This window comes from Lysinibacillus sp. 1 U-2021, assembly GCF_029916965.1.
Taxonomy (GTDB): Bacteria; Bacillota; Bacilli; order Bacillales_A; family Planococcaceae; genus Lysinibacillus; species Lysinibacillus capsici.
Genome location: NZ_CP123966.1, coordinates 368,197 through 389,027, shown reverse-complemented (window position 1 = coordinate 389,027; position 20,831 = coordinate 368,197). Strand labels below are relative to the sequence as shown.

Here is a 20,831-nt window from a genome sequence, read left to right as displayed (position 1 = left end):
GCTATTTTTAGTATAAGTTCATTGTATGCGGCTTTAGCGATATACTCAACCCCTTTACCGATACAAATTTATTGTGTATCGTAAAAGGTAATATGAATAATAGGAAGGGAAATATCATGCCAATATCAATCAAACTAAAGGAAATCTTGAAACAACGTGACCTTTCACAACGTGAGTTAGCACGAATGACAGGACTACGACCAAATACAATCAGCCATCTTTGTTCAGACAATGTGGACAGGGTTTATCTATCAACATTAGAAACAGTATGCAAAGTGTTAGACATCGACATTCAGGAGTTAATCGAGGTGGAGTAGCCTCTCGCTCTAGTAATCGTTATATGTACGTAAAAGTTGCGAAAAATTTAAAGGCAGGGAGAAGCGAAGGTATGGCTTTGGAGAATAGAAATGGTGGTAACTGATGATATTATGGTTATTTGCTTAACAAAATAAAGAGTAAATAGGACATACTTTTTAAAGGTATTGTACGTACTATATAATTCGTAAAAACTTAATATGAGGCTTACAGGAGTTACTCATATTCTCTGCATAACAATTGAACTATTCGACACTGGGTATCCCCACCAACAAAAAAGAAACCTTGATAGGCTCATGAACCAAATCAAGGTTCTTTTATTATTCTTTTTCAATTAGTATAGTATTACAAACAACTTCTACATTTAAAGGCGGCATAAAAATATTACATTTTAATATATCTTCTCCATCAATCTGTACATCTGTAATCTCAACATCTTGAATAAAATAAGGAATTTGAGTTTTCGATAACTCTTTTAAGGGTTTCAATCTATCATCAACACTTGTTACAAATGAGAATTTCGAACATCCAGTAAAAAGTAAGATTACATTAAAATCTGTGTCTTCAAATACAATTCTAAGTTCATCTCCAAAAAAACTGGACTCCATTTGCAGTACTCTAGCATCCCAATAATGCAGTTCTTCAATTTCATTTAGTATTTTCTGAGCATTCAAGTTACTCCACCTCACTTTTTATATGGAATATGAGCATCCGGGCTTTTTCTATCCACAACGTTTAGGTTTACATCAAGCGGATTACCACTTTCATCAAAAATATGAACATGGTCATACTTTGTAACTTTGTCAGGAGGGTCAATTTTCATCCGGACATTTCCATTAGCATCTCTAATATGAACAAAACCGTTATTCTCAGTGTATTTCCAGTTACTTGGTAACCCATCTAATATATCATTTTTAGTCATGTTAGGAATATTATCGGCATTAATTTTTCCTACAAAATTACCTACACCATTACCCGTACCCTTATCCTCGGCAGGCTTTTTATTCGAGCCATTTTGTGATGATTGGGTATTAGTAGTTTCGGACTTAGAGTTGTTGTGTTTCTTCCAACTGTATATGTAGAAAAGCACTTGTCGCCTGTTATAGACAATCAAGTGCTTTAAGTTTATAAATTTTCTAATTTATTAATATTTGCAAGTTTTATAAGTTATTTTAGTATTGACAGTATGACATCTTTTTTACTACATGGCAAGTGTACCTTTTAAACCCTTTAGCTTGTTTAATCTCGTGTGTTTGTTGCTTATGCCATCCATAAAGTGGTCCTTGTAAGTAATATGTCATCTCACCCATTTTCGCTCTTATTACATTAGTATAAAAAAACATTTCTTGACGGCTTGCCTTCATGAGTTATTTATTCAAATTCAAGGATATCTTTAACTGTACACAAAAAAACTATTTATATCCTTGTTTATCGCCACGAGCTTTGTCATTATCGTTTATTTAGTCACTTTTCCATACAAAACTACCTCTTGCATGTAAAATGTCATCTCGCCTAATTCTCACACTTTTATTCTTAGACCACTGTTTACATAGTGCTCCTTGATGGCCCAGCCTTTATTAGCTTTCGAATCAAATATCAGATTACTTTTTAACCATAAATTTCATTGAGTTAAGGAAAAACCTTGAGAGGCATATAGCCAGTCAAGGTTTAACAACTCAATATCTATCCTCAAAAAGACAATTAAATATTGTAACGTCTTCCTCTTTTAACTCTAAAGAAATATTCGGCACTACAACATTCAGAATAGCTTCGTCTAGCGTTTGAATTCCATTATTATTTAATATTTCTAAAATCCTTATATTAATTCGCTCTGTTTCTTTATTAAGTGGAGAATATGCTTCATTTTTGTACAGCCCCATCATTGTAGTTGTACCTAACATATTTAACCACTGAATACGGAGCAATTAATGAAATTAACACCATAACCCCTGTTACCTCATGCTTTTCCTTAAGATAATCGTTAAACTCATCACTACCTATTCTAAAGTCCGGACTTAGTGATGATTGAATAAAATAAGAAAAGCACGTTGAATAACTGAAGTCGGTAAGATTATCAATGAATATCTGTTCTACCTCATCATTGAACTTACTAACCCAATATTCCTTATCAATATACTTAGCAAGTATATATTGAAAATCACCTTTTCCATACAATCTGTCAATTGTATTTAGTAAAACTTCTCTCATATTTTATCTCCATGAATATTACCTTTTTTATCAATATGAACTTTCACCCTAGTTTCTCCATTTGGTCCAACAGGCTTGCCAAAATCATAAGTTTTTACACTTCCATCTGCTCGTACCGGAGTAAAATTCATCCATGCTTCTTGAGTTAACTGTACACCATTTTTGACCTTCAGGCATTGTGACTTGGTTGAAACGTTATTACCATGCCCTGGCACATGCTTACCTTGCTTTCCTGCATCTACTTTTAGAATGCCACTACCTTTATTAATATTTTGTTGATTTAATTAGTCCTTCATTGTGACCACCTGTGCTCTTTCAGTGAAAATTAATGATATAGTTGGGATGAAGAAGAAACCACAACATGAGCGACTAGCTCACATTGTGGTTTCTTGGTTGTATTGTAAAATCCGCTGATACAGGTCGATAATAAAATATTTTCGTGACTATTATTAGTTTAGATACATAAATCTATCTTAAAGTTAGGTGTTATTGTAACTTCGATTACTGGCTCTTTACTTTGTTGCTTAATTATTAATAGTTTAGCATTCTCTACCCTAATTTCCTCTACATTTTGTATTTCAACGTCATATAATGGATTTTGAAGTTGTTTATTGTCCAATCTTATTGTTACATATTGGTCATAAACTGAAAAAGAAAATGCTATTTCTAATCCTAGAGGACCTTGCATCTTATATTTGTAAATTTCAGCTTCTTTATCAATTATTATTGGCTCACTATTGAATATTTCAAGCAGTAAGTATTCATCATATTTTATTGCCATGAAAATCACCCTCACTTCTTCTTGCTTCCCTTCGGAATTACCGTAATAACATCACCATTTGTGTTAGTAATTACAGTAGCGGCTTCACCATCATATTTTAGTGTATTTGGTCTATTTCCAGGAGTAGGTATTACATTTCTAATTGTATCCTCTACAACCATAGGTGGAACACCCCTTGGGTCAACAAATTTTTCAAATTCTTTAGTACCTGGCTTTAATCCCTTTTCAATGGCTCTTTTTTCTAACTCAACGTTAACTTGGATCAGATTAGGTGCCATTCTTTCTAGTGCATGTTCTGAATATCTTCTTCCCCCTATCTCACCGCCACCACGAGGAATATCCCATCCGGTTTCATTTTTACCCGTACCCTTATTCTCATCAGGCTTTTTATTCGAGCCATTTTGTGGTGGTTGGGAATTAGAGGGCTTCGGACTTGGAGTTGTTGTGTTTCTTCCAACCGTTCCTGTATCCTCTATGCGTCTGACGTTTACACCTGCTCGGAAATGCGCCGCGTTCGGCGCGTGGGCGGGTTACGGTCATGATCGTCTCTGGTTCAGGAAGTATTACAGGCAGTGTTGTGCAAATTTTGCGGATTATCAAATCCTTTTCTTCAACGCTATGTCATCGATCTTGTATCACTTTTTTGCCGGAAGTTGTTTGCATTTTCATTGATGTGCAGATATTAGAATTGTCGTAATGTTATATACATGGCGTATTTTATTCTTACTGGTTCTACACATGTTAATCGCATCGGATTGATCAGTTCACCTTAATAAGTTTAATAAATCGTACTGCACATAGTACAGTACGATGGTGGTTATGTAATTGATTTACATGAAGAATGGCTTATCACCATCAGTACCAGGTTGATTGATGCCTATATTCTCACCAATGTGTTTCTCAGGTTTATCGATGATATCTGTGATTAATGCTGCGACACTCTTACGTGATACGATCGTACCTTTGAATGGTTCATTGCGTGAGGTAAGCTCATAATCAATAATATCTTCATCAGTCAGCCAGGCAGGGCGAAGAATTGTATATTCCAGTCCAGAAGCCTCAATTGCATCCGCAGCCCTGCGGAATGGTTTTAGGGGCTCACCAATAACTGCATTATTCCATTCGCCAAATTTTCCTGGAACTTCATCATAAATACCGAGGGAAAGAACAAAGATCAGACGTTTAACATCACAGGCTTTCATCGCAGCGATCACTGAATTTGCCTGAATATCTAAATCTTCCCCCGTAAGGTTGGCATACACAACGTCCTGTCCCTGCATGGCCTGCTTCAGTGCTGCATGATTCAGTACATCTCCCATAATAATCTTGCTATTAGTTGGATAGGGTTTGTGGATTTTTGCTGGCTGACGGGCAAATAAAGTTTGTTTAATGGTTTGTTTATCTGCCAGTTGATTAATCACATGGCGGGCTATCTGACCGCCAGCACCAAGAATCAGTACATTTTTCATAATATTTCTCATGAAACTTATCCCAGATGGGTGTTGAAAAAAGGAATAACTTTTTCCAGCGCCTCCTGAACTGCTTCCGGTTTGTCATACAGTTCATAATGTGAGAAATCGGGTAATGAAACTAACTGACGATCCTGCGAAACCATCGCCCGGCCATAGACTTCCAGTCCATCACGATAAGCACCGAAGGCACCGACTTTTTCACCAACTACTACCATCACCGGCTGAGTCAGTAACACTTCAGTAAATGCGAAGGCATCCCAGGCCAGCGTTTTCTGTGCATGTGAGAACAACATTTTTGTCGCACCTCCCGGTTGTTGCCCGCGTGGTGTTTTATAGTAGTCAGTTGCTTCATAAACATCGCGTTCGGTCAGTCCATGGGCTTTTGCTGCATCCAGGCTGGCGGGAAGTAATTCGTTGATCTGTAATTCTCCACCACGAGCCTCTTTGGTTCGTTGCGACGCCATTGCATTCAATGCGCCAATCGGATCGTAATTGCTGAAACCTTCCCGAAAAAGACGCCCGATATTAACACCCGTAATACTCACTACTGCTTTAATTCGTTTTTCTGTCAGCGCGGCATTAATGGCATAGCCACCACCCCCACACACTCCCAGCACGCCAATACGTTCAGCATTAACATATGGCAGAGTTACTGCATAATCGATAACACGGCTAATATCCTCTACGCGCTGTGTCGGATCTTCTATCCAGCGAGGCTCCCCACCAGATTCTCCCTGGAAACTGGCGTCATAAGCGAGAACGAGATAGCCTTTTTCAGCCAATGCTTTGCCATAGATATTGCCAGACGTCTGCTCCTTACAACTGCCAAAAGGATGGACGCTGATAATCGCCGGATACTGTTTTGACTCATCAAAATTTGGTGGAAACTGAATATTGGCAGCAATATGCCAGGCCATATCACTATTGCGGATTTGAATATGTTTCATTACAGAGTTTCCTCAAAGAACGGAGCTAATACTGAAATTGCTTCAGCCACATAGGCTTTGCCGTCATAAAGATCCATATGGTTTGCGATGGCAAAGAGGTCACACCCGTTCCCATACCGAACACGGAAGTTAAGCTCTTTAGCGCCGATGGTAGTTGGGGGCTTCCCCCTGTGAGAGTAGGACGTCGCTAGGCAAACAAAACAGTCAGCTGTGTGCTGGCTGTTTTTTTTTATCGTTTGAACGCCCCTGCTATATAAAGGGTTTCCAAGAGCTTCTAGCTATGAACAAGAAAAAAACCAGCCGTACAATGAAATCAGGTCTGGTCAACTGACTTTTGTACAAAAGGGGCTCCAAATGGATAATAAAAGTTTAGGCCCACACGACATGGAATTGTAAGTATCACATCGTCTTTGCGCCAAAATATAGAAGGTAGATTATTTATGGACAAATCAAAGCAGACATAGGTAGAATTCTGTGCTAATTATGTGAAGAAAAGGGGCAGAAATCATTGAAGCTACAGCTTGTCCTGATGATATTCATATGTTGGTGAGTATGCCATCAAAAATAGGTGTGTCATCGTTTGTGGGTTATTTGAAAGGGAAGAGTAGTTTAATGATATTGAATCGGCATGCGAACCTGAAATACAAATATGGAAATAGGGAGTTTTGGGATCGTGAATATTATATAGATACAGTAGGACAAAACAGAAAAATCAAACAGAAATATATATAAAATCAATAGCAAGAGGATATTTTGAGGATCAGTGGTAGCGGAAAAACGGAGAGCGGTTGACGGATCTTTCAATGTGTCTTTAGACATGGACCAGTATCCTAGCATTTTACGGTAGAGCAAACCACCAGTTGTACTGGTGGTTCTGATTATTCATTGTCATCTTAGCAGTATATAGGAGGGAGTAGAAAGCTATTAACAAAATAAGTTAAAAATATCTAATACTTCAGTGAGGCAGTAAAATTAGAAGTTATGAAGACAACAGCATTTGAGGATTGTTAAACCTTTCGTAATTTTGTAAAAAAATCAATCACTACCAGTACGTTCTTATAAGACATAGTTAATTTAGATAAGGGCTTTAATTTAAATTCAAAATTGTGAGGGCTTAGACCCTTTATTTTTGTTGTTAAAAATATGTTCTACACTAAAAATTTTCGTAACTAAAATTATTGTTGTTGAAACATACATTACCATTTAAGTAACTCTGTACATTTCTTAGAATAACCATATCTCGCCGCATATCTTTATATGAAACTGTAATCGAATTTTAGCTAGACACTTCGCTAAAGTTTGCTGCTATGTACATAAGTATCGTCAATAAAGTAGAAAATTTAGTTCTATTCGTCATTCTTCATCCTTATACTGTAAAGATTACATCAAAAAGGAGAGGAAATTTTGTGGATTGATGGCGTATTTTCTGGTGGCGGTTTGAAGGGCTTTGCATTAGTAGGGGCATATCAAGTACTAGAAGCTGAACATTTTCGATTTAAACGTGTAGCTGGTACAAGTGCAGGTGCCATTTTAGCTGCCTTTATTGCTGCAGGATATAGTGGAAAAGAGATAGAAATAATGCTAGAAGAGTTGGATGTTCCTTCATTACTTGATCCAAGAAGAACAATTTTACCTTTCCCTTTTATGAAATGGGTAAATGTTTATAATCATTTAGGTCTCTATAAAGGAAAGGCGTTAGAAAAATGGTTTTTCCAAAAGCTAGCAGCAAAAGGAGTATATACTTTTGGTGATCTGCCTAAAGATTCACTTAAGTTAGTAGCTTCAGATTTAACGAATGGTAGAATGATTGTTTTACCAGACGATTTGCATAAATATCAAATTGAAGCAAAGAATTTTTCAGTTGCTTGTGCGTTACGCATGAGTTGTGGTATACCTTTTTTCTTTGAACCAGTTACATTAAAGACTGGGAAGGGTGAATCTGTTATAGTGGATGGTGGTGTTTTAAGTAATTTTCCACTATGGATATTCGATGATAAAGAAGGTCGGAAAGTACGTCCGATTTTAGGCCTGAAACTGAGTAGAAGAAGAGAAGAACAATGCCCTCAAGAAATTAAGAATGGTCTAAATTTATTTGAGGCACTATTTTCAACTATGAAAGATGCACATGATGAAAGGTATATATCAAGACGGCACGAAAGAGATATTATTTTTATTCCTGTAGAAGATTATAGTGCTACCCAATTTGATTTAAATGAAGAAACAAAAGAAACGCTATTAGAAATAGGAAGAAACCGTACAATTCAATTTTTACGAAATTGGCCAAGGTTGAGGTTATAATTATTTTTAAAAAATAGTTATAAAACTATTGACCAATGACAAATAGGGTGTTATTATATAAAAGTTGCTATTGAGACATGCAGCTACTAAAATATAATATAAAATAAAATAACTGTTTGACATTAAATATAAAACATGTTATTATATAAAAGTTAAATCTTACAGAAGAGTAAACAAAATGAACCTTGAAAACTGAACAAGCAAAACGTAATCAATAAAGTTTTAAGTAGCTAGTTTTGCTAGTGAACGAAACACAATTTTGGACATCAAACATGATGCCAGCAAAACAATTTGAGCTAATCAAATTTCTTTTATGGAAAGCATGGTATGCGATGGACAACCTTAAGAGGTCTGAAAAAATTGTCCATGCAGGCGATGCTTACTTTTGCTGCCATGAATTTAAAGAAACTGGCTACTTGGACGTGGCAAGTAGCTTAAGAGAGCAACTATGCTCGAAGCGTATGTTGGATTTGGTAATGTATGACCAAATATCAAGACGACATAGGAAGAAAAATGATAAAAGCCCTTGAGAGTGAACTTCTCGAGGGCTTTTGTCTACAGTCTGAGAGGCTGTCTATTAAGACAGCCTCTTTTTTAATCGAGTTTTAATGGCTGTACAGCAGGGCCTTCAAGCACCTCACCCTTAGCGTTAAAACGGGAACCATGGCAAGGACAATCCCATGTTTCATCAGCTTCATTCCACTTTGTTTTGCAGCCTAAATGAGTACAGGTTGGAGCAGTGGCATTCCTCATATACCCAGCTATATATTCCTTGGCAACAAATCCTCCTACTTTCAGCATTTGCATGAATTGGGCACCGAATTTAGTACGTGATGGTGAATAAAGAGCGATAGCACCTTCTTCAATCTTTGAGCCTGTTAAAAGAGACGATAAGATATCGCCTGCGACAAAGGAATTGGAGATTCCCCATTTTCGATAGCCAGTGGCAATTAATACGTTAGGTAAGGAGTTTGTAATTCTCCCAACATAAGGGACAATATCAGGTGTTTCTATATCCTGGGCTGACCATCGATAAAGTGGCTGTTGTTCAAAATGCTCCTTCATTTCATTGGAAATGGCCTCATAATATGGCTCGGTATGAACGGTCTCGCCAGCGATGTGATTCGCCCCTCCTAAGACTAAATAATTTTCCTGATTAATCGTGGCAGTCCGTATCGAACGGGAAGGAAAATCAACTGATAAATATTGACCTTGCATAGTCTCAGAGGTTTTACTTGCAACCATATAGGAGCGACTATTGGATAATTTAAAAAGTTTAAGCCCTTTAAATGCTTCAATGGGATAATGTGAACATAAAATAAGTTTATTATATTGAACCGACATATTTTTTTCGGTATATAAGTTATTCTGTGGTATGTTTAATTGCTGAACACGGGTATTTGCATAAAGTTTTGCGCCCATCTTCTGCGCCTCTTTCGCAAGAAAATTACTTACTTCAACAGGATTTATTTGTGCTTGTTGTGTCATACATAAAGCTTTTGTAATAGGGAATGGGAGCTCTGTGTCAGAGGTAAGGTTAGACTTAATGTTTAAAACCTTATAGGCATTCCATTCTTTTAATAATTGTGCATAGCCTTCTTTTGTTTGACAGTATAACAGTGAATCCACCGAACGAACCCTGTCTGGTGGGAGTATCTGTCTAGCTTTATCAATGGCTTGTTGATTCAGTTGATAATAAAGCTGTGCCTCTTCTAAAGATAATTTTTCTAAAAGATTTGCATAGACAATGCTATGTTGGGCTGTTAATTTTCCTGTTGAATGCCCTGTCGTACCGTGACCAAAATGGGTATTTGCTTCGAGAAGAACTACATCCACACCTGCTTTTGCTAAAGTATAGGCAGTATATAAACCAGTTAAGCCACCACCGATTATACATACATCGCATGTTGTTGAGGAAGTAAGAGAAGATAAAGAGACAGACTCAGTTGTAGCAAGCCAAAGAGATTGTGTCATATAGAAACCTCACATTGTTTTTGTGTTCAGTATGTAGAAGAACTTGAAAATTTATGCAGTGAGGCATTAAAATTGCCTTGTGATTTCAACTATCGCTACAATGTAGCAAAAGGAGTGAGTATGAAATGAAAATTGAAATCTGGTCTGACTATGTATGCCCATTTTGTTATATTGGTAAAAAACAATTAGAGAAAGCGATTGAGGATACTGGCTATTCGGGGCAGGTGGAGCTTGTCTATAAAAGCTACCAACTAGATCCAACTACTCCAGTAGATTCGCATAGCACTGTCTATGAATCATTGGCAAAGAAATATGGAATGTCATTAGAGAAGGCAAAAGAAATGACTGTCGGCGTAACGGAGCGTGCGAAAGAAGTCGGCTTAAACTATGATTTTAGCAATTTGATGGAAGAGAATACGCTAAAAGCACATCGGCTCGTAAAATGGGCTGAACAACAGGGAGATGTTACAGCACTTGTGGAGTCACTTTTACACAGTCATTTTATTGAAGGCAAGCGTATCGGCCAAGACGATGTTTTATTAGAGATAGCCGAGAAAGTAGGGCTACAGCGTGAAGAAGTTGCAAAGGTTCTTGCCGATGATGTTTATAAAAATGAAGTAGAAGCAGATATTCAAGAAGGTCTACAGCTTGGAGTTCGTGGGGTACCGTTCTTTGTGCTAAACCGTAAGTATGGTATTTCAGGTGCACAACCGCAGGAGGTATTTGAGGATACATTGCGTAAAGTTGCTGAAGAAGAGGGCTTACAACCATCGCTAAAGATGGCTGGCACAGGTGATGCGGGTATTTGTACTGACGATAACTGTAAATTTTAGCTTACTAGAGAGAGGAGGAAGGCTTTCAACTCTCTTGTTAGAATGGATGAAAGATAGAATATTTCAGTCAAAAGTCTGAGGCAAGTAGCATTGACATTTTAGATGAAATTTTTTAAGATAAACACATATCTTGAATTCGAGATATTAGATTTTGAAATTTAAGGGAGATTTTATATAATGAACGTTTTAGTAGTAAAAGCTAACAACCGTCCAGACGGTATTTCAACAAAAATGTATGATACTTTCATGGAAAATGTACAAGGTGCCAACGTAACAACTTTTGATGTATTTGCAGAAGATATGCCTTATTTTGGCCAAGATCTTTTCAATGCTTTTGGTAAAGTACAAAATGGTGGAGAGTTAACAGACATTGAATCACGTCTATTAGCTGCAAAACAAAAAGCAATGGATGCATTAACTGCTGCTGATTTAGTTGTATTTGCATTCCCACTATGGAACTTAACAATTCCAGCACCTTTACAAACATTTATTGACTATGTATACCAAGCAGGATTCACATTCAAATATGGCGAAAATGGTCAATTAATTAGCTTAATGACTGACAAAAAAGCGATTATTTTAAATGCTCGTGGTGGCTACTATTCATCACCTGAAGCTCAACCAATGGAAATGTCAGTAAACTACATTAAAAACGTAGTAGGTGGCGTATTCGGGATGAAAGTTATTGAAGAAGTGATTATTGAAGGTCACAATGCTTCACCAGATAAAGCGCAAGAAATTATTGCAAATGGCCTAGAAGAAGTGAAAAAGGTTGCTCAATCACTACAAACTGTGAATGCATAAAAATTATTTTTTATTAAAAGTCCTCTCAATTTTGGGAGGACTTTTTTTATTTTGTTAACAGATGTATGGTGTGGTATGGAGGTCAGACATATTGACAGTAACTAATTATTTTGAATTTACATTTACTAACATCCTATTTAATAGAAAAATAAAGGATGGTAGAAATCTATGATTTGGAGGGAAAGTAATTAACCATTCTTTTAAAAATACATATAATTAGGACTATATATTCAGTAAAAATTAGAATGGTTTTAATATAATAGAATTTGTAGGAAAATACTAGATTATTAAGGAGGTTGTTGTATGAATAAGAAATTAATAACTAATTTCTTGGCGACGTTACTAGTCCTTTTCGCGTTTATACCATTTGGAATTTCTGCTGATGCTGCTTCCAATGATGTAACACGCGCAGATTATGTAAAAGAATTAGTAGAAAATTTAGATGTAGAGATGGGTGACGGCTCTTCGCTTGCCTTTAACGATGTCTCTAAGGATTTAGCACCTTATGTAGAAAAAGCTGTTCAATTAAAACTTATTAAAGGGAAAACAGCAACGACATTTGGCCCAGATGACAAATTAACACGTCAGCAAGCATTTGTTATCTCTGCTCGTGGACTTGTTAGTGAAAACGCTTCCCTCAAAGTTTTAGAGCAATTTAAGGATGCAGATCAAATTGCAACGGCATATAAACAAGATTTAGCGAATGCTGTTGCAGCAAACATTTTACAAGCATTTGAGGATAATACTATTCGTCCTCGTGACTATGTGACAAAGGAACAGATGGAGAGTATTGTGGAGCGCTTTGTAGCAGAGTACAAAGCACCTTCAACTGGTGTATCAGTTGATCTTCAGATTTTAGGGACAACAGATATTCATACCAATTTAGCTAATTACAATTACTATTTAGATGCTCCATCATCAGAGCTTGGGTTAGCTAATACCGCAACACTTATTGAGCAAGTAAGAGCTAAAAATCCAAATACATTACTATTTGATAATGGTGATTTAATTCAAGGCACACCACTTGGCTCATATAAAGCATTAGAAAGTGTTTTAAAGCCAGGTGAAGTTCATCCAGCTATTGCTGCACTTAATGCATTAAAATACGATGGTGGAACTTTAGGAAATCATGAATTCAACTATGGTCTAGACTTTTTAGATGAAGTATTAAACGATGCAAAGTATCCAGTGGTAAATGCTAATACCTATGATGCAAAAACAAAAGAACGTATGTTTACACCTTATGTCATTCTTGATAAAGAAGTGGTAGACAGTTCAGGTAAAAAACATACACTTAAAGTTGGTGTTACAGGGATTGTTCCAACGAAAATTGTTGAATGGGATGCCATTCATTTAGCAGGTAAAGTGGAAATGCAAGAGCCAGTCGAAGCTGTGAAAGAGGTAGTACCAGAAATGCAAAAGGCTGGAGCTGACGTGATTGTCGTTCTGTCACATTCAGGTATTGGTGAAGATACTTATGTGAAGGGTGCTGAAAATGTTGGTTACCAATTAGCAGAAATTGATGGTATTGATGCTTTAATTACAGGACACTCTCATTTAACATTCCCTGGTGACTATAAGGATTTGAAAGATGTTGACCAAGAGAAGGGGACAATTCACGGTGTTCCTACTGTTATGGCAGGTAGCTATGGTAGTCATCTTGGTGTAATTGATTTAAAACTAGAACAACAAGGATCAGAATGGGTAGTGGTAGATGGTAAAGGTTCTTTACAATCGATCAAACAAGAAGGTTTACAACCATCCACAACGGTTTTAGAGGCTATTAAAGAGGCACATGAGGGCACATTAACGTATATCCGTCAGCCTGTTGGAGAAACAACAGCACCAATCCATAGTTATTTTTCAATGGTGCAAGATGATCCATCCATTCAAATCGTAACACAAGCTCAAAAATGGTTTATCGAACAAGAGCTAAAGGGTACGGCTGATGAAAAGACACCAATTCTTTCAGCTGGAGCACCTTTCAAAGCAGGATCACGTAATAATCCATTAGATTATACAAATATTCCTGTAGGACCGCTTGCTATTAAAAATATGGCCGACATTTATCATTATGACAATACTGTTGCTACGATTAAAGTGACAGGCGCACAAGCAATCGAGTGGTTAGAGATGGCTGCTGGTATTTTTGCAACAATTGATCCGACTAAAACAGAAGAGCAAAATATTATCGATGCAGAAGCACGTTCTTATAACTTTGATGTGTTAGATGGCTTAACATATCAAATTGATGTCACATCGCCAGCAAAATATGACCGCCGCGGTAATCTTACTGATGAAAAGGCAAATCGTATTAAGAATGTACAATACAATGGTAAACCAATCGATTTAAAACAAGAATTCATCATCATCACAAACAATTACCGTGTTGGTGGATCATATGGGGCGACATTTAAAAATACTGACGGCTCTAACATAACAAACTATGCTTATGAAAATCGACAAGCTGTTGTAGATTATATTATGGCCAATAAAACAATTAACCCAGCTGCGGATAATAACTGGTCATTTGTACCTTTCCCAGCCAATACAAAGGTTATCTACCTATCTGCAAAAGATGCACAAAAGTTTATTCCAACAGGTAGTGGTATTGAATATTTAGAAGATACAGAAGCTGGATTTGCTAAATATTTAATTAAATAAGAGAATAAGAAAAGGAGAGTACGATAATCGCTACTCTCCTTTTTTATGTCTGTTGAATGAATGATACCGTGTACCTTGATAGGTTAAAATGCCAAGATCACCTTCTACAAGCTGACCATAATCGTAGCCATTCATCTTTAGTTCATGCCGTTCTCCGTTTTGCTCTTCAAACGTAACGTAATAGGATGTAGATGCCCCAGTATTGTTAGATCCCCCACGTACATTCGTACGCTTTGTCACAACCTTAGCGGGTACTGTTAAAATTGGTGAACGGTTGTTTTTAGACCAAGTGATAATCCCGTTTACAATCATAAAGGCTATGCTTCCAAAAACAATAAAGAAGATGATGGTAATAAAAGCGGAGCCAAATAAAAAATCATTATCAAACCAAAACATAAATTCCTCCCTTTCTTTAAGGTAGAAACAATACTTAAAGAGGATTTAATTCAAGATCTACTATCACGTCTATTTCATCGCTAATCAATACACCACCTGTTTCTAAAAAGGTATTGTAGACTAAATTAAAATCACGACGATCAATTTGGGCTTTAGCTTGGAAGCCAAATACTTCTTGTGCCCATGGATTCACACCTTTTCCTGTATATACTGTTGTAAATACGATAGGTCTTGTTATGTTTTTGATGGTTAAATCCCCATGAATAGCAAAATTTTTATCATCAAGTTTATCAATATATGTAGAGGTAAATACTATTTTTGGATAGACGTCTGCATCAAAAAAGTCAGGAGACACAAGGTGGACATCACGATCATGATTCTTGGTGGAGACACTAGCCACTGTAATCGTGATAGAAATGTTTGCATCCTGCATTTGTTCGATATTGGATGCAACTATTTCGCCGCTGTACGATTCAAACGTACCATGAATTCGAGAAATCATCATATGTCTTACAGAAAATCCGATCGTTGAATGACTGAAATCAATAGCATATTTTTTCATTTGAAAACCTCCTAAAACAGCATTCTACAACGAATGATAAAGTAAACAAATCGCATATTCAATGAGTTTTTTATAAATGTGGAAGTTTTTCCCTCTATAAAAGTGTAATCTGTGAACATGAAACAAAACATATTTAAAATGGAATAGGCATATTATTGGAAATATGTGCATTTTATTAGGATAGCGTTTAGTCTAAGACATTTTATGTTCCCTTGTTAGATATGTCCAACATTGAAATTATAAGTTACTATTTGTAATTAAATATATAAAAGTTAATAGATTATTTTACGTAAATAAGTTACTTCAAATTTACATTTAGTGCATTAATCGTTACAATAGTTACATAGAGGTGAAAAAATATGAATGAGACAACTTTGTGTCCTCGTTTAGCTAAAGCAATGGATTTAATCGGAAAACGATGGACAGGGTTAATATTATATCAATTACTAGATGGACCACAGCGCTTTAATGAAATCGAATCTGCACTACCTGTCAGTGGACGTTTATTATCAGAACGTTTAAAGGAGCTTGAAAAAGAGGGGCTTGTTGAACGTAAGGTATATTCAGAAGTACCGGTACGCGTTGAGTATTCATTAACAGATAAAGGTCAGGCACTTGAAGGTGCTATCCGCAATATCGAAACATGGGCAAGTAGTTGGCTCTAGGGTGAATGGATTATTTTATTAGATAATACAATAAAATAGTGTCCTAAAAACGACACTTGGAATGACTGTCAATTTTCTTTATAATATTCATCATCTCTGCACAGGTCTTACCTGTCTTTTAATATGAGATAAAAATACCCTTCATTTTACTTGTCAAATTGGGGTTGTAAATCCATACTGGTGTAGAGTAAGAAGGACGTTAGAAAGGAATTAGCTCTCATGACAAAAGAACAATGGGCGGTGGATTTAGCAAAAAGTATTAATCCTGCCAATATTAAGTTAAATGAATCATTACAGCAATACACAATGACAAAATTAGGTGGCAAAGCAGATGTTTTTGTTCTTCCTGAAACAGAAGAAGAGGCAGCATCCGTTATTCGCTATGCATATATAAATAATATTCCTTTATTAATGTTAGGTAACGGGTCTAATATGGTTGTTCGAGATGGCGGTCATAGGGGAATCGTTGTAACATTTTCACGCTTAGATGAGATTCGTATTTCTGGTGAGCATGTGTATGCACAAAGTGGTGCACTGATCAAAGATGTATCAAAGCTATCAGCGCAAGCATCCTTAACAGGTTTTGAATTTGCATGTGGTATTCCTGGATCGATTGGCGGAGCAATGGCTATGAACGCAGGTGCCTATGGCGGTGAGATTAAAGATATTATTGTTTCATCGAAGGTGTTAACAAAAGAAGGGGACATTTTAATATTAGGTAAAGAAGACCTTGAGCTAGGATACCGACAAAGCATTATTGCCAAAAAGGGTTATTATGTGCTGTCCTCTGAATTTCAATTAGCAGTAGGCGTACAGGAGGAAATTGATGCGAAGATTGCTGATTTAACCTTCCAACGTGAATCAAAACAGCCTTTAGAATATCCATCTGCTGGAAGTGTGTTTAAACGCCCACCTGGACATTTTGCTGGAAAACTTATTCAAGATAGTGGCCTACAAGGTAAAGGTGTTGGTGATGCTGAAGTCTCTACCAAGCATGCAGGATTTATTGTCAACAAAGGAAATGCTACTGCTTCAGACTATATTAAGACAATCCAAATGGTTCAACGTGTAGTGAAAGAAAAATTTGGCGTTGAATTAGAGACGGAAGTCAAAATTGTTGGTGACGATCTATAATAGGATGCCCTTCGCATAAGCCGAAGGGCGTTTTTTTAGGAGTGTGGATAAATGAAATTTATATCATGGAATGTTAATGGAATACGAGCATGTCTAGGTAAAGGCTTTTTAGAGTTTTTTCATCAAATAGATGCTGATTTCTTTTGTATCCAAGAAACAAAATGTCAGGCTGGACAAGTAGAGCTCTCTATTGAAGGTTATGAGCAGTATTGGAATTACGCGCAGAAAAAAGGGTATTCTGGAACAGCAATTTTCACGAAGCACACGCCATTGTCTGTTAAGTATGGAGTGGGCGCCGAAGATTCTCAGGATGAAGGCAGAATTATAACATTAGAATATAAGAATTTCTATTTAGTAAATGTTTATACTCCAAATGCACAGCGTGATTTAGCGCGGTTACCATTACGTTTACAATGGGAGGATCGTTTAGCTAGCTATTTACAAGAACTAAATAGTCAGAAGCCAGTGGTTTATTGTGGTGATCTAAATGTTGCACATACGGAAATTGATTTAAAAAATGCAAAATCTAATATTGGAAATTCGGGCTTTACATATGAAGAGAGAGCAAAATTTTCAGCGTTATTGGAAAGCGGTTTTGTAGATTCTTTTAGATACAAGCATCCCGAGGAAACTGACCACTACACATGGTGGTCCTATTTGAATAAAGTGCGTGAACGTAATATTGGTTGGCGTATCGATTATTTTGTTGTATCCAATCAATTGAAGGAACAAATTGAAAGCGCAACAATTCACCCACACATTATGGGCAGTGATCATTGTCCAATTGAATTGCAATTACAATGCTAATACTTAAATCGTATTTTCTTAATGGAAATACGATTTTTTGTATTTTGTAACTGAATAAGATGACTTTTAAATGTGAGGTTTGGCAATGCTAGGGGGTTAGCTCTAAAGTGAGGAGTTATTCGCTCCAATCACATGGGAATCTGCTCTAAAGTGTGGAAGAGGCGCTCCGATCAAGTGAGTACCCGCTCTAAAGTAGTGAAGAACGCTCCAACCATACGGGAATCCGCTTCCATAACATGGACCGCTTCACGAGTGAAGATAAAAGAAAATATACTCTATAGAATTCTTATATCTCTATGAAAACGAATTTTTAACATTACTCAGTAGCCTTCATAATTCCTATTGTTTATACTATTCTAATAGCGAATAAATATAAAATTTTGTATTTAGAGACGATTTTATATACATAAAACAAGAAATTTCGCTAAAAATTTGGGTTTCAAAGCGGGTTTGGGAAGGTAGTACGGGAATATAGTGCAAAAAGGGGGTTATTCAGTGGGAAAGAGAAAGCTTAATTGGAAAAAGTGGCTCATTGTCATAGCTGGGATAATAGCTGCTTTGGCTCTCGTGGCTTTTATTGGATTTACATGGTTTATGAATAAATCTAAGCCGGTGATTGATGGTGAGTTAGCTGTTACTATTCTGGATCAGGATGTGACAGTCACGAGAGATGAAAAAGGGGTTCCGCATATTTTTGCCAAAACAGATGCTGATTTGTATCGTGCGCAAGGTTATGTCCAAGCACAGGATAGACTATTTCAAATGGACTTAGCACGAAGGCAGGCAAGTGGTCGATTATCTGAAATTATTGGAGAAGCAACGATTAATACCGACAAACATTTCCGTACATTTAGCTTGCGAAATGCTGCAGAGAAATCATTAGCTGCCTATGATGACGAAAGCAAACAAGTACTTGAATGGTATGCTGAAGGAGTAAATGCTTTTATTGCACAGGCAAAGGAAAGCAATACATTAAGCTATGAATTTGCTTTGTTAGACTATGAACCAGAGGAGTGGACAGTTGTTGATTCCTTAACAATTGGTAAATACATGGCCTATGATCTGGGTGGAAATTGGAATACATTAGCTTTTCGTCATTGGGCATTACAGAATTTTGATGAAGATAAGGCAAAAGAATTATTTATTAAATATCCAGAAAATGCTTCGGCGATAATCGAGGCCAATATCCAAAATCCTGTAGCAGTAGCTGGGCAATTCAGCGCGGAAATGCTACCAAACGAATTTAATGGAAGTAATAACTGGGTAGTTTCAGGTGATAAAACGAAATCAGGAACGCCTATTTTAGCAGATGACCCACATTTAGGGTTAAGCACCCCTTCTATTTGGTATCAAATGCATCTGCAATCACCACAACAAAATGTTAGTGGCGTCATCTTTGCAGGGATTCCAGGTATTATATTAGGCCATAATGATGAAATTGCTTGGGGGGTAACCAATGTAGGTCCAGATGTACAGGATTTATATATTGAGATACCAAATCCAGATAATCCAACACAATTCAGATACGATGGAAAATGGGAACAAGCAGAGGTACGCGACGAATCAATTAAGGTAAAAGATGGAGATACGGTAGATTTTGAAGTCGTTGTTACACGTCACGGTCCTATAATGACAGATTTAGCTTTTAAAGATACAGAGCCAACAGCACAATTTTCGATGCAGTGGACAGCACTACAACCGACAGCTGAACTAAGAGCAGTGCTTGGTTTTAATAAGGCAAAAACTTGGGGTGATTTCGAAAAAGCTTTAGAAGACTTTAAAGCGCCAGCACAAAATTTTGTATTTGCATCAAAGGACGGTACGATTGCTTATAAAGCTAATGGTCAAATACCTATTCGTAAGCAAGGTGAAGGCCAATTACCAGTTCCAGGTGATTCGAGCGACTATGGCTGGGAGGGCTTTATCCCCTGGGATGAATTACCGACTCTAGTAAATCCAAAAGAAGGTTTTATTGCGACGGCAAATAACCAAGTAATAGGAGAGGACTACCCTTATCACATAACTGATTTCTGGGCGCAACCTTATCGTTTCGAAAGAATTAAAGAAGTGTTAGAGGAAAATGATGCTATTACAGTAGACGATATGATGGCTTTGCAAATGGATCAGCACAATCTCTATGCAAGAGAATTTCTGCCTGATTTATTAACATCGATAAAAGAAAAAGATAAGAATGGGAAGTATGCCGATATTATGGCCATGCTAGAGAAGTGGGATATGGTGGACGCAAAGGAATCAGGTGCACCACTTGTGTTCCATACATTAATGATTAAGCTACAGGAAGTTTTGTTTAAAGATCAAATGCCTGAAGATATGTATGGCATTATGTATGGGAAGTTTAATATTACAGACCAGCTCTTACGTACAGCTTATTCAGGAGAGAAAAGCATTTGGATTGAGGAGCAGGGTGGCATTGATGAAACCGTATACAAGGCATTTGAGCTAACAATAGCACAACTAGAAGATCAATTCGGAAAAAATTCCTCGAAATGGCAATGGGGTGATTACCATCAGCTTACTTTTGACCATACACTAGGAAGTGCATCGCCTATTCTTGCAGCCTATTTTAATGCTAAAAAGGTTCCTATTGGTGGATCAAAAGTTACCGTACAAGCAGCAGATAATGATTTAGCTGGTAATGTAGATCACGGTGCATCTTGGCGTTTTGTGGTGGATGTAGGTGATTTAAGCTCAGCCTATCATATTGTTGGTCCTGGTCAAAGTGGTCATGTAAAATCTGATTGGTATCAAGATCAGGTGCTGGATTGGGCAAATGGTGATTACCATCAAACATTTATTAAACAGGAAGAGATAAAAGGCAAAACATTACAATTAATAGCGAAATAATAAAAGGGTTAGCGTACAGAAAGTGCGCTAACTTTTTTATTGAAGGATATACATCCTAACATTCAAATATTCGTTTGAATAAGATGGAATAATATGTTACATTGAA

The 20,831-nt window shown here is 36.8% G+C and carries 20 protein-coding genes, 1 rRNA gene and 2 pseudogenes; 12 read left to right on the top strand and 11 right to left on the bottom strand.

The genetic code is table 11. The features are described 5' to 3' along the window. Positions 1 to 116: 116 nt before the first annotated feature. Positions 117 to 317 carry a helix-turn-helix domain-containing protein gene (locus QH639_RS02100; protein ID WP_131520623.1) on the top strand — a complete coding sequence of 67 codons (201 nt, stop codon included), beginning with the start codon at positions 117 to 119 and terminating at the stop codon, positions 315 to 317. A gap of 318 nt (positions 318 to 635) precedes the next feature. Here QH639_RS02100 and QH639_RS02095 read toward each other — a convergent pair whose 3' ends face one another. The 8 genes from QH639_RS02095 to QH639_RS02060 form a co-directional block, all read right to left on the bottom strand. Further along, positions 636 to 989 carry a hypothetical protein gene (locus tag QH639_RS02095; protein WP_281115601.1) on the bottom strand — a complete coding sequence of 118 codons (354 nt, stop codon included), beginning with the start codon at positions 987 to 989 and terminating at the stop codon, positions 636 to 638. Between the two features lie 11 nt (positions 990 to 1,000). Further along, a complete protein-coding gene (locus QH639_RS02090) occupies positions 1,001 to 1,405 on the bottom strand; it encodes a hypothetical protein (RefSeq protein WP_237898248.1) in 405 nt (134 codons plus the stop codon). A gap of 770 nt (positions 1,406 to 2,175) precedes the next feature. Further along, positions 2,176 to 2,523: a hypothetical protein gene (locus QH639_RS02085; RefSeq protein ID WP_227744907.1), complete on the bottom strand. Its 348-nt coding sequence runs from the start codon at positions 2,521 to 2,523 to the stop codon at positions 2,176 to 2,178. After that, on the bottom strand, positions 2,520 to 2,774 hold the full coding sequence (locus QH639_RS02080; RefSeq protein ID WP_481817324.1) for a polymorphic toxin type 50 domain-containing protein: 255 nt from the start codon (positions 2,772 to 2,774) through the stop codon (positions 2,520 to 2,522). The genes QH639_RS02085 and QH639_RS02080 overlap by 4 nt, the downstream gene beginning before the upstream one ends. A gap of 203 nt (positions 2,775 to 2,977) precedes the next feature. Continuing rightward, a complete protein-coding gene (locus QH639_RS02075) occupies positions 2,978 to 3,304 on the bottom strand; it encodes a hypothetical protein (protein ID WP_131520621.1) in 327 nt (108 codons plus the stop codon). 11 nt (positions 3,305 to 3,315) lie between these two features. After that, the gene (locus QH639_RS02070) at positions 3,316 to 3,582 is read right to left on the bottom strand and encodes a hypothetical protein (RefSeq protein ID WP_281115600.1); all 267 of its coding nucleotides are present in this window, start codon (positions 3,580 to 3,582) and stop codon (positions 3,316 to 3,318) included. Positions 3,583 to 4,134: 552 nt separating this feature from the next. Continuing rightward, entirely contained in the window at positions 4,135 to 4,773 is a 639-nt protein-coding gene (locus tag QH639_RS02065; RefSeq protein ID WP_000800177.1) for an SDR family oxidoreductase, read from the bottom strand. A 17-nt stretch (positions 4,774 to 4,790) separates the two neighbouring features. Then, positions 4,791 to 5,723 carry an alpha/beta hydrolase gene (locus QH639_RS02060; RefSeq protein ID WP_000680602.1) on the bottom strand — a complete coding sequence of 311 codons (933 nt, stop codon included), beginning with the start codon at positions 5,721 to 5,723 and terminating at the stop codon, positions 4,791 to 4,793. 80 nt (positions 5,724 to 5,803) lie between these two features. Between QH639_RS02060 and rrf the strand changes: the two genes are divergently transcribed. The 4 genes and pseudogenes from rrf to QH639_RS26350 form a co-directional block, all read left to right on the top strand. Next, positions 5,804 to 5,916 (top strand): 5S ribosomal RNA (rrf, locus tag QH639_RS02055). Positions 5,917 to 6,077: 161 nt separating this feature from the next. Then, positions 6,078 to 6,452, top strand: a pseudogene (tnpA, locus tag QH639_RS02050) (IS200/IS605 family transposase); the annotation flags it as partial. Between the two features lie 675 nt (positions 6,453 to 7,127). Beyond that, entirely contained in the window at positions 7,128 to 8,021 is an 894-nt protein-coding gene (locus tag QH639_RS02045; protein WP_131522760.1) for a patatin-like phospholipase family protein, read from the top strand. Between the two features lie 318 nt (positions 8,022 to 8,339). Further along, a pseudogene (locus tag QH639_RS26350) lies at positions 8,340 to 8,459 on the top strand (transposase); the annotation flags it as partial. A 156-nt stretch (positions 8,460 to 8,615) separates the two neighbouring features. On the opposite strand, the gene QH639_RS02035 reads toward QH639_RS26350, so the two are convergent. Further along, positions 8,616 to 9,995 (bottom strand): FAD-dependent oxidoreductase, encoded by a 1,380-nt coding sequence (locus QH639_RS02035; RefSeq protein WP_066038018.1) that lies wholly within the window; start codon positions 9,993 to 9,995, stop codon positions 8,616 to 8,618. 125 nt (positions 9,996 to 10,120) lie between these two features. Between QH639_RS02035 and QH639_RS02030 the strand changes: the two genes are divergently transcribed. The 3 genes from QH639_RS02030 to QH639_RS02020 all read left to right on the top strand — a co-directional run bounded on the left by QH639_RS02030 (position 10,121) and on the right by QH639_RS02020 (position 14,296). Continuing rightward, positions 10,121 to 10,828: a DsbA family oxidoreductase gene (locus tag QH639_RS02030; RefSeq protein WP_281115598.1), complete on the top strand. Its 708-nt coding sequence runs from the start codon at positions 10,121 to 10,123 to the stop codon at positions 10,826 to 10,828. A 177-nt stretch (positions 10,829 to 11,005) separates the two neighbouring features. Further along, the gene (locus tag QH639_RS02025; RefSeq protein ID WP_004231976.1) at positions 11,006 to 11,632 is read left to right on the top strand and encodes an FMN-dependent NADH-azoreductase; all 627 of its coding nucleotides are present in this window, start codon (positions 11,006 to 11,008) and stop codon (positions 11,630 to 11,632) included. Positions 11,633 to 11,935: 303 nt separating this feature from the next. Continuing rightward, on the top strand, positions 11,936 to 14,296 hold the full coding sequence (locus QH639_RS02020) for a bifunctional 2',3'-cyclic-nucleotide 2'-phosphodiesterase/3'-nucleotidase (RefSeq protein WP_281115597.1): 2,361 nt from the start codon (positions 11,936 to 11,938) through the stop codon (positions 14,294 to 14,296). A gap of 30 nt (positions 14,297 to 14,326) precedes the next feature. Here QH639_RS02020 and QH639_RS02015 read toward each other — a convergent pair whose 3' ends face one another. Continuing rightward, a complete protein-coding gene (locus QH639_RS02015; protein ID WP_131520866.1) occupies positions 14,327 to 14,692 on the bottom strand; it encodes a DUF2500 domain-containing protein in 366 nt (121 codons plus the stop codon). 34 nt (positions 14,693 to 14,726) lie between these two features. Beyond that, positions 14,727 to 15,254, bottom strand: a complete 528-nt coding sequence (locus QH639_RS02010) for a YceI family protein (protein ID WP_131520865.1) — start codon at positions 15,252 to 15,254, stop codon at positions 14,727 to 14,729. A 359-nt stretch (positions 15,255 to 15,613) separates the two neighbouring features. On the opposite strand from QH639_RS02010, the gene QH639_RS02005 reads away from it, so the two are divergent. From QH639_RS02005 to QH639_RS01990, 4 genes are all read left to right on the top strand, one after another. Continuing rightward, positions 15,614 to 15,919, top strand: a complete 306-nt coding sequence (locus QH639_RS02005) for a winged helix-turn-helix transcriptional regulator (RefSeq protein WP_004231981.1) — start codon at positions 15,614 to 15,616, stop codon at positions 15,917 to 15,919. 219 nt (positions 15,920 to 16,138) lie between these two features. Continuing rightward, on the top strand, positions 16,139 to 17,053 hold the full coding sequence (murB, locus tag QH639_RS02000; protein ID WP_131520864.1) for a UDP-N-acetylmuramate dehydrogenase: 915 nt from the start codon (positions 16,139 to 16,141) through the stop codon (positions 17,051 to 17,053). A gap of 51 nt (positions 17,054 to 17,104) precedes the next feature. Continuing rightward, positions 17,105 to 17,860, top strand: coding sequence for an exodeoxyribonuclease III (locus tag QH639_RS01995; RefSeq protein ID WP_281115596.1), 756 nt, complete (start codon positions 17,105 to 17,107; stop codon positions 17,858 to 17,860). Between the two features lie 495 nt (positions 17,861 to 18,355). Beyond that, positions 18,356 to 20,725 carry a penicillin acylase family protein gene (locus QH639_RS01990; protein WP_281115595.1) on the top strand — a complete coding sequence of 790 codons (2,370 nt, stop codon included), beginning with the start codon at positions 18,356 to 18,358 and terminating at the stop codon, positions 20,723 to 20,725. Positions 20,726 to 20,831: the final 106 nt, after the last annotated feature.

Bases quoted from the DNA above. Each gene is read 5' to 3' on its own strand.
- QH639_RS02100 (WP_131520623.1), top strand. From the start codon at position 117: ATGCCAATATCAATCAAACTAAAGGAAATCTTGAAACAACGTGACCTT.
- QH639_RS02085 (WP_227744907.1), bottom strand. From the start codon at position 2,523: ATGAGAGAAGTTTTACTAAATACAATTGACAGATTGTATGGAAAAGGT.
- QH639_RS02075 (WP_131520621.1), bottom strand. From the start codon at position 3,304: ATGGCAATAAAATATGATGAATACTTACTGCTTGAAATATTCAATAGT.
- QH639_RS02070 (WP_281115600.1), bottom strand. From the start codon at position 3,582: ATGGCACCTAATCTGATCCAAGTTAACGTTGAGTTAGAAAAAAGAGCC.
- QH639_RS02065 (WP_000800177.1), bottom strand. From the start codon at position 4,773: ATGAAAAATGTACTGATTCTTGGTGCTGGCGGTCAGATAGCCCGCCAT.
- QH639_RS02060 (WP_000680602.1), bottom strand. From the start codon at position 5,723: ATGAAACATATTCAAATCCGCAATAGTGATATGGCCTGGCATATTGCT.
- QH639_RS02035 (WP_066038018.1), bottom strand. From the start codon at position 9,995: ATGACACAATCTCTTTGGCTTGCTACAACTGAGTCTGTCTCTTTATCT.
- QH639_RS02030 (WP_281115598.1), top strand. From the start codon at position 10,121: ATGAAAATTGAAATCTGGTCTGACTATGTATGCCCATTTTGTTATATT.
- QH639_RS02025 (WP_004231976.1), top strand. From the start codon at position 11,006: ATGAACGTTTTAGTAGTAAAAGCTAACAACCGTCCAGACGGTATTTCA.
- QH639_RS02020 (WP_281115597.1), top strand. From the start codon at position 11,936: ATGAATAAGAAATTAATAACTAATTTCTTGGCGACGTTACTAGTCCTT.
- QH639_RS02015 (WP_131520866.1), bottom strand. From the start codon at position 14,692: ATGTTTTGGTTTGATAATGATTTTTTATTTGGCTCCGCTTTTATTACC.
- QH639_RS02010 (WP_131520865.1), bottom strand. From the start codon at position 15,254: ATGAAAAAATATGCTATTGATTTCAGTCATTCAACGATCGGATTTTCT.
- QH639_RS02005 (WP_004231981.1), top strand. From the start codon at position 15,614: ATGAATGAGACAACTTTGTGTCCTCGTTTAGCTAAAGCAATGGATTTA.
- murB (WP_131520864.1), top strand. From the start codon at position 16,139: ATGACAAAAGAACAATGGGCGGTGGATTTAGCAAAAAGTATTAATCCT.
- QH639_RS01995 (WP_281115596.1), top strand. From the start codon at position 17,105: ATGAAATTTATATCATGGAATGTTAATGGAATACGAGCATGTCTAGGT.